At 63.3% G+C, this 13,058-nt stretch carries 10 protein-coding genes; 7 read left to right on the forward strand and 3 right to left on the reverse strand.

Annotated elements, in window-relative coordinates; genetic code table 11:
- Nucleotides 1-25 precede the first annotated feature (25 nt).
- Genes V2I08_RS05360 through V2I08_RS05375 form a run of 4 tightly spaced genes read left to right on the forward strand, consistent with a single transcriptional unit; the run spans nt 26 to nt 6,886 of the window.
- On the forward strand, nt 26-1,399 hold the full coding sequence (locus V2I08_RS05360; protein WP_349634168.1) for a TIGR03013 family XrtA/PEP-CTERM system glycosyltransferase: 1,374 nt from the start codon (nt 26-28) through the stop codon (nt 1,397-1,399).
- A gap of 12 nt (nt 1,400-1,411) precedes the next feature.
- Nucleotides 1,412-3,478: an XrtA/PEP-CTERM system histidine kinase PrsK gene (gene prsK, locus V2I08_RS05365; RefSeq protein ID WP_349634169.1), complete on the forward strand. Its 2,067-nt coding sequence runs from the start codon at nt 1,412-1,414 to the stop codon at nt 3,476-3,478.
- Entirely contained in the window at nt 3,478-4,842 is a 1,365-nt protein-coding gene (prsR, locus tag V2I08_RS05370; RefSeq protein WP_349634170.1) for a PEP-CTERM-box response regulator transcription factor, read from the forward strand. The genes prsK and prsR overlap by 1 nt, the downstream gene beginning before the upstream one ends.
- Before the next feature lie 4 nt (nt 4,843-4,846).
- On the forward strand, nt 4,847-6,886 hold the full coding sequence (locus V2I08_RS05375; RefSeq protein WP_349634171.1) for a tetratricopeptide repeat protein: 2,040 nt from the start codon (nt 4,847-4,849) through the stop codon (nt 6,884-6,886).
- Nucleotides 6,887-6,940: 54 nt separating this feature from the next.
- On the opposite strand, the gene V2I08_RS05380 is transcribed toward V2I08_RS05375, so the two are convergent.
- On the reverse strand, nt 6,941-7,285 hold the full coding sequence (locus V2I08_RS05380) for a GntR family transcriptional regulator (RefSeq protein WP_069066382.1): 345 nt from the start codon (nt 7,283-7,285) through the stop codon (nt 6,941-6,943).
- 72 nt (nt 7,286-7,357) lie between these two features.
- Nucleotides 7,358-7,936 (reverse strand): nitroreductase, encoded by a 579-nt coding sequence (locus tag V2I08_RS05385; protein ID WP_349634172.1) that lies wholly within the window; start codon nt 7,934-7,936, stop codon nt 7,358-7,360.
- A 139-nt stretch (nt 7,937-8,075) separates the two neighbouring features.
- Here V2I08_RS05385 and V2I08_RS05390 point away from each other — a divergent pair, with 139 nt between their 5' ends.
- Genes V2I08_RS05390 through V2I08_RS05400 form a run of 3 tightly spaced genes read left to right on the forward strand, consistent with a single transcriptional unit; the run spans nt 8,076 to nt 12,393 of the window.
- Entirely contained in the window at nt 8,076-9,599 is a 1,524-nt protein-coding gene (locus V2I08_RS05390; protein WP_349634173.1) for a peptide MFS transporter, read from the forward strand.
- A complete protein-coding gene (locus V2I08_RS05395) occupies nt 9,596-10,993 on the forward strand; it encodes an amidohydrolase (RefSeq protein ID WP_349634174.1) in 1,398 nt (465 codons plus the stop codon). Before V2I08_RS05390 ends, V2I08_RS05395 begins: the two co-directional genes overlap by 4 nt.
- On the forward strand, nt 10,990-12,393 hold the full coding sequence (locus V2I08_RS05400; protein WP_349634175.1) for an amidohydrolase family protein: 1,404 nt from the start codon (nt 10,990-10,992) through the stop codon (nt 12,391-12,393). Before V2I08_RS05395 ends, V2I08_RS05400 begins: the two co-directional genes overlap by 4 nt.
- A 157-nt stretch (nt 12,394-12,550) precedes the next feature.
- Here V2I08_RS05400 and V2I08_RS05405 read toward each other — a convergent pair whose 3' ends face one another.
- Nucleotides 12,551-13,048, reverse strand: coding sequence for an SH3 domain-containing protein (locus V2I08_RS05405; RefSeq protein ID WP_349634176.1), 498 nt, complete (start codon nt 13,046-13,048; stop codon nt 12,551-12,553).
- Between the last annotated feature and the right edge of the window lie 10 nt (nt 13,049-13,058).

Here is a 13,058-nt window from a genome sequence, read left to right on the forward strand (position 1 = left end):
GTAGTGGTAACACTCGCGCCGGTGCATGCATCTCATTGAATCACAATGCCTTTTCCAAAAGCACTGTTCAAGTTGGGTCTTGCTTTTTGCGGCGGAAGGCGGCTGGATATTGCGGGCGCGCCAGATCGGCATGGACATCGACCATGTGATGACGCGCATGGGACCGTTGGTCAGCTTTGCCCTAGCCATTCAAACCGCCATGATCGCGGTTGGCGTCTATGGCACGGAAGCGCTTCAATCGATCCGATTTGCCTTTGCCCGCCTACTGGTGGCCGTGTCCTTGGGCGTAATCTTCCTGTCAGTTCTCTATTTTCTGTTGCCGGGCATGACGCTTTGGCGCTCCAATTCCCTTTATGCCATGGGCTTCGCCATAGCCCTGCTGGTTATTGTCCGCATCTTGTTGGGGTCGATGTTGGGTGGGGAAGCGTTCAAGCGGCGACTGGTGGTCCTTGGTGCAGGTAATCGCGCGGACCGCATCCGCGAATTGGAGAAAAAGCGGGGGGCGGGATATCTCGTCGTCGGCTATATCGCGATGAATGACGGGCCGCAGGTGGTGCAGGAAGCCATCAACCGCAGCGCCATCTACAATCTTTCCGACTTCGTCGTCCGGCTGAACGCCAGCGAAGTGGTGCTGGCGCTGGAGGAAAGGCGCAACGCCATTCCCATGTCCGATCTGCTGCGGATCAAGACCACTGGTGTCCATGTCAACGACCTGTCCACCTTTTTGGAACGCGAAACGGGTCGGGTTGATCTTGATAGCGTCAATCCTAGTTGGCTGATTTTCTCCGACGGCTTCTCGGCGGGCCGCCGCTTGTCCAGCATCGCCAAAAGACTGTTCGATATTCTTGCCAGCTCGCTGTTGTTGCTGCTGACGGGCCCGATCATCCTGCTTGCCGCCTTGCTGGTGAAGCTGGATAGCAAGGGACCGGCCTTTTACCGGCAACAGCGCGTCGGCCTCTACGGTCAGGAATTTTGGATCGTCAAGCTGCGGACCATGCGCCAGGATGCGGAAGTCGCGGGCAAGGCGGTCTGGGCTGAGAAAGACGATCCGCGCATCACACGCCTTGGCTATTGGCTGCGCAAGCTTCGTATCGACGAACTGCCCCAGACCTGGACAGTGTTGAAAGGCGAGATGAGCTTCGTCGGCCCCCGTCCCGAACGGCGTCAGTTCGTGGAAGATCTGGAACAGCATCTGCGCTATTATGCCGAACGGCACATGGTCAAGCCGGGCATCACCGGCTGGGCGCAGATCAATTACCCCTATGGCGCGTCGATCGAGGACAGCCGTCACAAGCTCGAATATGATCTTTATTATGCCAAAAATTACACGCCCTTTCTCGACCTGTTGATCCTTATCCAGACGGTGCGGGTCATCCTGTGGCCCGACGGCGCGCGTTAAGAGCGGCGGGCGATGGGTGTCCTGCTTCAATTTGTCGGCGACTGGGGCCATGCCCTGGCGGCGGTGCTGTTCGCGGCGCTGGGTATCTTCCTGTTTCGTCGGCGGAACGAAGCTGCGGAAATGCGGATGCTGGCGGTGGCGCTGCTGCTTACCTCCTGCTGGGCGCTCTATGTCTCGTTCGGCGGCGTCGCCAAGCCTTTGTCTGGCCTGGGCGAAAATATGCGCAACGCTGCCTGGCTGCTGACGATGTTCGTCATGTTGCGGCGTGGCCCGGTCGGGCGCAGCGGGAGGATCAAGGCTGTGGTCACCGTCTATGCCGCAGTCGCAGGCCTCATCCTGCTCCAGACCTTCACCGATCTCGCCTGGCATCAGCTTTCTCCGGACAGCGAGTTCCATCAGGCGCTCGTAACCGTGTCGCTGATCCTGCGCATGATGACGGCGATCGGCAGTTTGCTGCTGCTCCATCACCTCTACACGGCATGGCCGTTGCGGGAGCGGGGCGGCGTGACCTTGCTGTTCGGCGCACTGGCGGCGATGTGGACCTACGACCTAAATCTCTATGCCATCGGCTATCTCTTGCCGCATCGCGCCAGCGAACTCTATGCGTTGCGAGGCCTGCTGATGGCTTTGCTCGCACCCACCATTGCCATTGGCCTGCGCAAGGGGATGGCGGAACGGCTCACCTTGTCGCGCACACTGACGTTCCAATCGCTCTCGGTTTTTGCCGTCGCGCTCTACGTGGTCGTGCTGACCGCCGCGGCGGTCCTGATCGAACTGATTGCCGGACCCTATGCGCGGATGGTGGAAATCGGGGCCGTGTTCTTCACCGCCGTTACGGCGCTGGTCCTCTTGCCGTCGCCCCGCCTGCGCGCGCTGTGGAAAGTGCAGGTCGCCAAGCATTTCTTCCAGCATCGCTACGATTATCGGACCGAATGGATGCGCTTTGGCGAGACGATTGGTCGCCCCGGCCAAAATCCCGCGCCGCTGGGCGAGCGCGTGGCCAAGGCGATTGCCGACATCACCGATTCGTCCGCCGCTTTGCTGCTTTTGCGTGACGATCAGGGCGGGCTGGTGCTGGAAACCGACTGGAACTGGAGTGGCGATCTGCCCGAAGGCGCGACCGTTCCGCCTGCCTCCGTCGCGCGACTGGAACAAAGCGGCTGGATCATAGATCTCGGCAAGCGCCGCTCCGCGGACGCAACACTGCCGCTTCCAGAATGGATCACGTACGATCCGCGCCTTTGGGCGCTAGTGCCGCTCATTCATTTCGATCGTCTGACCGGCGCGATACTGTTAGGCCGCCCACCGATCGACCGTCGGCTCGACTGGGAGGATTTCGATATGTTGCGCGCCGCCGGGCGGCAGGTTGCCACCTATCTCAGCGAAGCGCAGGGGCAACAGGCGCTCGACGATGCCGCTCGCTTCGACGAATTTAACCGCCGTTTCGCCTTCATCATCCATGATATCAAGAATCTGGTGAGCCAACTCTCGCTGCTCGCGCGCAATGCTGCCCGCCATGCCGACAACCCCGATTTTCGCGCCGACATGATCCTGACCCTTCAGGAATCGGTGGGCAGGATGAATGATCTGCTCGCGCGCCTGTCCCAGCATAACAAGGGCCGTGCCGAAGATCCGCACCCTGTCGCGTTGCGCGGCCTGCTTGACCATGTGGCCCATGGCCGTGCGCGCCAGCACCCTATTCAGGTTAGCGGTGAAGCACCGCTCGCGCTCGCCGACCCTGGGCGGGTTGAACAGATCATCACCCATCTGCTCCAAAACGCCATTGATGCCAGTGCGGCTGATGTGCCCGTCGAACTGCGCCTGTCGGCCGATGCCAGCGATGTGCTGGTGGAGGTCGTTGACAGGGGGCGGGGCATGAGCGCCGAATATGTCCGCCGCGAACTGTTCAAGCCCTTTTCGTCGAGCAAGGTCGGCGGTTTTGGGATCGGCGCATTTGAAGCACGCGCCTTGGCGCAGGCAATGGGCGGACGGATCGATGTCGACAGCCGCCCTGGCGTCGGTAGCCGCTTCACTTTGCGCCTTCCATTGGCACCCCAGACACAGGAAAGGGCCGCCTGATGAGCGACATCCGTCCCAAATTGTTGATTGTGGAGGATGATCCGGGCCTGCAGCGGCAATTGCGCTGGGCCTATGAGGATTACCAACTCTTCATCGCGGGTGACCGGGAAGAAGCGGTCGAATTGCTGCGCGCTCACGCGCCTGACGTTGTGACGCTAGACCTTGGTCTCCCGCCTGACCCGGACGGCACGAGCGAAGGCTTCGCGACGCTCGCAGACATCCTCCAGATCAAGCCCGATACGAAGGTGATCGTCGCGTCCGGCCATGGCGCCCGCGAAAGTGCGCTCGACGCGATATCCGGGGGAGCCTATGACTTCTACCATAAGCCTGTCGATATCGATGAGCTTGGCCTCATCGTCCGGCGCGCCTTTCACGTCCATGCGCTGGAACGGGAAAATGCGCGCCTCGCTGAAATCGCGCCGACCGATCGGCGGGTGCTGGGCCGCGTGTTGACCGGCGCGCCTGAAATGATGAAGGTCGCCCGCACGATAGAGCGCGTCGCCAGCGCGCAGGTGTCGGTGCTGTTGCTGGGCGCGAGTGGCACCGGCAAGGAATTGCTGGCTCAGGGGCTGCACGACGCCAGTCCGCGTCGCCATGGCGCGTTCGTGGCGATCAACTGCGCCGCCATCCCCGAAACCTTGCTCGAATCCGAACTGTTCGGCCATGAAAAGGGTGCGTTTACGGGGGCCATCAAGACGACGCCGGGCAAAATCGAGCAGGCGCAGGGCGGCACGCTGTTCCTGGATGAAGTCGGCGACATTCCGCTTGCGCTTCAGGTCAAGCTGCTGCGCTTTCTGCAGGAGCGAGTGATCGAACGCATTGGCGGCCGTACGCCCATCGCCGTCGACACGCGCATCGTCTGCGCCACGCATCAGGATCTTGATGCCATGATCGGCGCGGGCAGCTTCCGCGAGGATCTCTATTATCGCCTTGCCGAAATCGTCATCCGCATTCCCGCGCTCAAGGACCGGCCGGGCGATCCGGCGCTGCTGGCGCGCCATTTCCTGACCCGCTTCGCCGCCGAGATGAATCCAGCGGTCAAGGGCCTCGCCCCCGATGCGCTCGCCGCGCTCGACGCCTGGCCATGGCCCGGCAATGTGCGCGAACTGGAAAACCGCATGAAGCGCGCCGTCATCATGGCCGATGGCAAGCTGGTGACGGCCGCTGATCTTGATCTGGACAAGGAGCGGGAAGAGGGCGGCGAACTGGTCAATCTCAAGGCTGCGCGCGAGATGGCCGATCGCCGGGCGATCAGGCGCGCCATCGCCCGCACCGACGGTAATATTTCTGGTGCTGCCAAGATGTTGGGGATCAGCCGCCCCACGCTTTACGATCTTCTCAAACAATATCAGATGCAGGGATGATGTCATGAGCCGTGCCCGCATCGTCCTGATCGTCGCAATCCTATCACTGCTTCTGGGCGCGGCTGCCCTGTGGCAATGGCGCGCGCATGAACGGGACGGCAGCGCCGCGCTCGCCCGTGGCCTTACCGCGCTCGATAAGGGGGATGCCCGTACCGCCCGCGTAGAGTTGATGAATGCAATCAAGGCGGACCCCCGCTCAGCCGTGGCGCGGGCGGCACAGGCACGGGCGCTGGTCGAGCTAGGCGATGGCGCAGGTGCGCAGGCCGAAATCGAGCGCGCGCGCAAGCTGGGCGCGGCGGCGGCTGAGACGCGCGAGTTGATGGCGCAGGCGCTGTTGCTACAGGGTGAAGCCGATGCCGCGCTACGAGAGGCTCGCGCGCCGGACGTTCCCGCCGCCCAAAGCTTGGCCGCTGCACGGACCATCGCGCGCGCTGCCATGGCGCAGGGAGATGTGGGCACAGCGCAATCCGTGCTGGCGCGCGCTCTTGATGGCAGCCCCAATGATGTTGAGAGCTGGGTCATTCTTGGTCGCTTGCGCCTCACGACAGGGGATCAGGCTGGCGCGATCGGTGCAGCCGATCGGGCGGTCGCTTTGGCCCCCACCAATGGAAAGGCGCTGACCCTGCGCGCGGAACTCACGCGCGGCCAATATGGTCTTACGGCGTCGCGCCCCTGGTTCGAACGCGCACTGGCCGCCAATCCTGAATCGGTGCCGACGCTCGAACAATATGCCGCCACGCTCGCCGATGCGGGTGAAGCCGGTGCGATGCTGTCGCTCACCCGCCGCATTCTCGCCCTCGAACCCGACAATCCGCGTGCATGGATGATGCAGGCCGTTATGGCGGCCCGCGCAGGCAAGGCCGATCTCGCCCGCGCGCTGCTGGCGCGGACGCAGGGGCGATTGGATGGTGAGCCAGCAACCATGTTGGTGCGCGGCGTGTTGCATCTGCAGGAGGGTAACGCCGTTCTGGCGGCAGAGGCGCTCGCACCGCTCGTTGCGATGCAACCGGACAATCGGCCTGGTCGGGTCTTGCTCGCCCGCGCCTATCAAATGGGCGGTGACATGCAAGCGGCCGCGATGACGCTCGCCCCCATCGTCGCTCAGCGGGATGCTGACCCTTATGTGCTGACTCTTGCTGGGCGAGTGCAGGAGGCGCTGGGCAATCGCGCCATGGCAGCCGACATGCTGGCCCGCGCCGCCTGGCCTGTGCGCGCATCTGCCGACCCGTTCGCTGGGCCTCGCGACAGGCAACTGGCCGATGGTCCGGCACCCGCCAACACGGGAACGGCGCGCGACAATATTCCCTATATCCGCGCCCTGCTCAGCACCAACCGTATCGACGCGGCGCTTGAGCGCGCGCGCTTGCTCAGTCGCGCCAATGCTGGCGCGCCCGATGCCTGGATTGCCCTTGGCGATACGCTGGGCGAAGCCGGGCGAGCGGGGGAGGCTGCGCGCGCCTATGAAAGCGCCGCCAATATCCGTTTCGATCGAGCGGTGGCACTGCGCCTCGTCGCAGCATGGAACCGTGCGGACGATCCGGCCCGTGCGACCCAGATCGTGCAATTATTCCTCACGCAAAATCCGGCCGACAGCGCGATGCGCCGCCTTGCCGCCGCTGTTGCAATGAACGCGCGAGACTGGCGTGGTGCCCGGCGAATGTTGCAGGCCGTGCGCACTCAACTGGGCGACAATGACGCGCTGCTGATGGCGGACCTTGCCCGCGCTGCAGTCGAAACGGGGGATCGGGCAGCGGCCCGCGCCTATGCTGCCCACGCCTATCGCCTGATGCCTGCCAACCCGATGATCGCGGACATATACGGCTGGACGCTGCTACAAACCGGCGAAAAGGGTCCGGCTGCGGTCGATCTGCTGGAAAAGGCGGTCGCCCGCGCCCCCGGCCATCCCATGCTCAACCTGCATCTGGGCCAGGCCTATGCCGCCGCAGGTCGGAAGAATGAAGCCAAGCTGGCGCTGGGTAGAGCGGTTGCAGTGAGAAATTTTGCAGGCCGTCAGGATGCCGTCAATGCGCTGGCTGCGCTTTAGCTAAGAACAGGATGAAGCAGCTCAATGGAGAGGGCAGGCCCGCAGGCTAAACCCTCAGGCCTTCTGCAAGTCCAGATCGTCCATCCGTATCCCCAGCCGCCTGATCTGCGCCGCCACCGGAGGCCATACCGTTTCCAGAAAATGCGCGCGTTCCGCTATGCGGAGCCGCCGGGTCGCGCCATCGGCCACGAACATACCGACCCCGCGCCGCACGACGACCAGCCCATCATCCTGAAAGCTCTGATAGGCCTTGGCGACCGTCAGCGGATTGGCCCCCTGCGTCGCGGCAAAGGCGCGCACCGATGGCAGCAAGTCGCCATCGCTATAGTCTCCGTCCAATATGGAAGCGGCAATGATCTCGCGCAGGCGGAGATAGACGGGTTTTGAGTCGTCAGCCATAGTGCATCACTGCCATAATACAGCCATGCGGGTCAAGTCAGACCATTGCGCGAATCATGGTTAAAGCGGCAATTATCGGTCCCAAACCGATACGATGGCGTCATAATCTGGCCGCGGACGCTCTTCCTGCGGCTTGCTCGGCGTACCGACGAAGACGAAGCCCGCAATCGTCTCGTCCCCCTGCGCAAAGGCCGCGCGCACATCGTCATTATAGGTCGGCCACCCCGTCAGCCAGCCACCGGCAAAGCCCAGCGCATGGGTGGCGTGCAGCAGGTTCATGATCGCCGCGCCCACCGACAATTGCTGTTCCCACACCGGAATCTTGCTGCCTGCAACCGGAGCGGAAAGCGCGACCACCAAGGTCGGTGCCTGATGCGCGAACTGGTGCATCGCCTCAATTTCCAGCCGCCCGGCATCGGGCTTCTCGGCGCGATAGGCGCTCTCCAGCAGCTCGGCCAACGCCGCCCGCTGCGCCGATGGCACGACGACGAATCGCCATGGTGCCAACTTGCCATGATCGGGCGTCCGCAGCGCCGCTTCCAATATCTGCCGCAACTGTGCGTCATCGGGACCGGGCGCGATCAGGTCGCGGGGTTTGCCGGACCGGCGGGTCTGGAGGAGGGCGAGCGGGGAGGAAAGGTCGTTGAACATCGCTGCGACAAATGACTCGCCTGCCGCCGCGACGCAAGGGCCTCCTGCGCTTTTGACAGACGCGAATTTGGCTCTACTCTCTGGCCATCATTCGGCCTCCGTTCGGCGGGCCGGTCAAACCATATGACAAGGGTTCCCGATGGCGACCTCGATTTCTGGTGTGGAGGCGGCGGGCAAGACCTGGCTCGGCCATCCGCGCGGCCTGTTTCTGTTATTCTTTGCCGAGATGTGGGAGCGTTTTTCCTACTATGGCATGCGTGCCATCCTGATTTTCTACCTCACCAAACATTTCCTCTTCGGCGAGGACCGCGCCTATCTTCTCTATGGGGCCTATACCTCGCTGGTCTATATCACCCCGGTTATCGGCGGCTATCTGGCCGATCGATTCCTCGGCCCGCGCAAGGCGGTGCTGGTGGGCGGCGTGTTCATCGCCATCGGCCATTTCCTGATCGCCATCACAGAGGGGCCGGGGGGACAGGACAGCTTCTTCCTCAATGGTTTCTACCTCGCCCTTGCCAGCATCATCGTTGGGACCGGCTTCCTCAAGGCCAATATTTCGGTGCTCGTGGGCGAACTCTATTCCCGCAATGATCCACGCCGTGATCCGGCTTTCTCCATCTTCTACATGGGCATCAACATGGGGGGCATGCTGGGGCCGATCATCTGCGGCCTGCTTGGCGAACTCTATGGCTGGAGTTGGGGATTCGGCGCGGCGGGCGTTGGCATGTTGCTCGGCCTCGTCATGTTCGTCTGGCTCAAGCCATGGCTGATGGGCAGGGGCGAACCACCCGCTCCCGTGCAGTTGCGCACCCCGGTTGCGGCGGGTCTAAGCCAGGAATGGCTCATCTATCTGGGCGCGGTGTTGGGTGTCGTGGCCATCTGGCTGGTGATCCGCTATGCCGAATTGCTGGGCTATGCGCTGATTGCCTTTGCCGCGCTGACGGTTCTCTACATCGTCTGGCGCACAGCAAGCACGTTGGGCAAGGTCGACCGTGATCGCATGTTCGCCGCGCTCTTCCTCATTGCCCTGAATCCCCTTTTCTGGGGCTTGTTCGAACAGACGGGGTCATCGCTCAACATTTTCACCGATCGTAATGTTGATCGCAATATTCTCGGCTGGGAAGTGCCAGCCTCGATGTTCCAGTCGGTCAACTCCTTCTTCATCATCATGCTTGCGCCGCTGTTCGCGCTGCTATGGACCATGCTTGACAAGCGTCGTCTGGAACCGTCTTCGCCAGCCAAATTTGGCGTCGGCCTGATCTTGTGCGGCGTGGGCTTTCTGGTGCTTGTCGCGGGTGCAGCCATGGCTGGCGAAGACCTCACCCCGGTTCTCTTCGTCTTCCTGATCTACCTGTTCCACACGATGGCGGAACTCTGTTTCTCACCCGTTGGCCTTTCGGCGATGACGCGGCTGTCCGTGCCCAGCATGGTCGGCCTCGTCATGGGCACCTGGTTTCTCGCCACGGCGGCGGGCAATTTCATCGCGGGCCTTATTGCTCGCGCAACAGGCAGCGGCGATGCGGCCGGCGTGTCCCAGGTGCTTGATGTGTACAGCCGCATCGGCTGGTTCTCGATCGTGGTCGGCGGACTTGTCCTGCTCGTCGCACCCTATGTGAAACGGATGATGCATCTCGACCTGATCGCTACGGAGGACAAGCCATGAGAAAAAGCGTTTCTACGCTGCTGGTTGCGGCTCTGCTGGCCGGAGTCGCTGGCCCGGTCGGTGCCAAGAAGAACAAGGATGCCCCCGCCCCAACGCAGGGCAGTTCGGCCGAACCGGACAATCCCTATCCGTCCACCTACAAAGCCTATCCCGGCACCGCCACCGCCATTCGCGGCGCGACGATCTTCGACGGGGAGGGCGGGCGCATCGACAATGGCGTGATCTTCCTGTCGGACGGCAAGGTCACGGCGATCGGCGGCCCGAACACGCCGATCCCTGCCGACATTGCGGTGTTCGACGGCACCGGCAAATATGTCACCCCCGGCGTCATCGACATCCACAGCCATTTGGGCAACTATCCCTCGCCCGGCGTCGATGCCCATTCCGACGGCAATGAAGCGACCGCGCCCGTCACCGCCCATGTCTGGGCCGAACATAGCATCTGGCCGCAGGATGCAGGCTTCAGCCGCGCGCTCGCCAATGGCGGCGTGACTAGCCTGCAAATCCTCCCCGGTTCGGCCAACCTGTTCGGCGGCCGCAGCGTCACGCTGAAGAACGTCCCCGCCCGCACCATGCAGGGCATGAAGTTCCCCGGCGCGCCCCATGGTCTCAAAATGGCGTGCGGCGAAAATCCCAAGCGCGTCTATGGCAGCAAGGGGCGCGAACCGTCGACCCGCATGGGCAATATGGCGGTCAACCGCGCCACCTGGATCAAGGCGCGCGACTATCAGAAGAAGCGCGCCGCCGGCAAAGACCAGCCCCGCGACCTCGGCATGGAAACGCTGGCCGACGTGCTGGAGGGCAAGATCCTCGTCCACAATCACTGCTACCGCGCCGACGAAATGGCCAATGTCATCGATATGGGCAAGGAATTCGGCTATCGCGTCACCGCCTTCCACCATGCGGTCGAAGCGTACAAGATCGCCGACCTGCTGCGCGACAATGGCGTCTGCTCGGCACTGTGGGGCGACTGGTATGGCTTCAAGATGGAAGCCTATGACGGCATCAAGGAGAATATCCCCCTCGTCCATCGCGCCGGTGCCTGCACCATCGTCCATAGCGACGATGACAATGGCATCCAGCGCCTGAACCAGGAAGCCGCCAAGGCCCTGGGCGCTGGTCGCCGGATGGGCATAGATATCCCCGACGAAATCGCCTGGACCTGGCTCGCCATCAATCCCGCGCGCGCCATGGGCATCAGCGAACAGACCGGCAGCCTCAAAGTCGGCAAGATGGCCGATGTCGTGCTGTGGAACGGCAATCCGTTCAGCACCTATACCCGGCCGGACAAAGTCTGGATCGACGGCGCGCTGCTCTACGACAGCGCCAACCCCAAATTGCGCCCTGTCAGCGACTTCGAAGTCGGCCAGATCGCCGCGGGAGACGTGAAATGAGTAAGCGCACCCCCAAAATTCCGTTCAGTTCGAGCTTGTCGAGAACCGTGTCTGGGCGCAGTTCTCGACCGACGCTTCTCGACTTCGCTCGAAGCTGCTCGAACCGAACGGCGGCAGGGATTGCCGCCTTGGCGCTGCTCTCCACCCCAGCCCTCGCCCAATCCCTCGCCATCACCGGCGCGACCCTCGCCATCGGGGACGGCTCCGAACCCATCCGCAATGGCACCGTGGTCATCACCGCTGGCAAAGTCACCGCAGCAGGCGCAGGCATCGCCATCCCACCCGGCACGAAAACCATCGCCGCCGCTGGCAAATGGGTGACGCCCGGCCTCGTCTCCGGCTTCTCCCGCGTCGGCCTGGTCGAAGTCCCGGCCGTCAATGAAACCAACGACGCCAGCGCCCGCTCGCCCTTCTCCGCCGCGATCGACGTTGCGCCTGCGATCAATCCGCTCGCCAACCCGGTCGCGATCAGCCGCACGGCGGGCATCACCCGCGCCGTCGTCGTCCCCTCGACCGGCACCGGCATTTTCGCCGGCCAAGGCGCGGTCGTGGACCTTGGCGCAGACATGAACCCGATCACCAAGCCGCGCGCCTTCCAATATGTCGAAATGGGCGAGGAGGGTGCCAAGGACGCCGGTGGCAGCCGCCCCGCCGCGATCCTGACCTTCAAGACCATGCTGCGCGAAGCCCAGGAGTTCGCCAAAGCCCCCGCCAGCTATGACGGCCGTTCCAAGGACGCGCTGCTCAATCGCATCGATGCCGAGGCCTTGGTCCCGGTCGTTACTGGGGCCATGCCGCTCATGGTCCATGTGGAAAGCGGACGCGACATCCTGGCGGTTCTTGCCCTGCGACAGGATTTCCCCGCGCTCAAACTCATCCTTGCCGGGGCGGCCGAAGGCTGGATGGTCGCCCCACAAATCGCCGCAGCCAAGGTGCCGGTAATCGCCGGTGGCCTCGACGATCTCCCCTCCAGCTTCGAAAAGCTCGCCGCGACCCAAAGTAATGTCGGCCGCATGGTCAAGGCGGGCGTCGCCGTCTCGATGGGCCTGATGGATCGCGACGAAGGGCTGCAACTGCGCCTCGCTACCCAGCAGGCGGGCAATATGGTCGCGCTGAACAAGGTGCCCGGCGCAACGGGCTTGAGCTGGGGCCAGGCGCTCCGCACCATCAGTTCCGCACCTGCCGAAGCCATGGGCTTGGGCGACCGCATCGGGTCGCTCAAGGCCGGATTGGCAGGGGACGTCGTACTATGGGACGGCGACCCGCTGGAAATGACCTCCGCCCCGCTCGCCGTCTGGATCGACGGCATCGCCCAGCCGCTCGACAACCGCCAGACCAAATTGCGCGACCGCTACGCAACGCCGGAGGAAGGGGAGTTACCCAAAGCCTATGCTTGGTGAAGCAGCAAATATTGCTGTCCTACAGGCCGGGTTTTCGCCATCTTGCGGCTGGCAATGGCACATTGCAGCCCGGCCAAAGTATTGTAACAAAGTTACGGGATTCTATATGATAATTTCAAGATGTGCGGGAAATATGCGAAGTTAAGCGCGTCCGATCCTATTGGCCAGTCGCGCCCCAGACGTCGCTGGCCTTCACATAGCCGCGCTGCCCCCGTACGTCGAAACTGCACCAGCCGCCCGAACAGTCGGACAGTCGGCCCACAACGCCGCGCTCGGCCCGAAAGACGGCCCGCGCGCCATCGCTTGCCGATTGCCGCAGCGGCGCGACCTCTGCCTTGACGATGCCGGTCGCGGTGTCGCTGAGCAGGCGGACATGCATCCACCCCTGCGCGCCGTCCGGGTCTTCCACCTTACGCCACAGCCCCAGCACCTGCACGACCTTCACGGGCAGGTCGCGGCGGCGATAGACCCAGTTGGACGGGTAATCCAGGCTCGGCCCCACGCGCATCCGCGCTTCGTCCTGCGCGATCGACGCCCAATAGGGCACCGGCTTGCCCGGCGCGGCGACACTCGCCGCCGTCATAGCCAGCGCCATCGCCACGCCTGCGCCCCGCATCAACAGCTTCATTCCCGACCCATTTCCCATGTCACCCATGATCATCCTT

This window comes from Sphingobium sp. MK2 (assembly GCF_040170545.1).
Classification (GTDB): Bacteria; Pseudomonadota; Alphaproteobacteria; order Sphingomonadales; family Sphingomonadaceae; genus Sphingobium.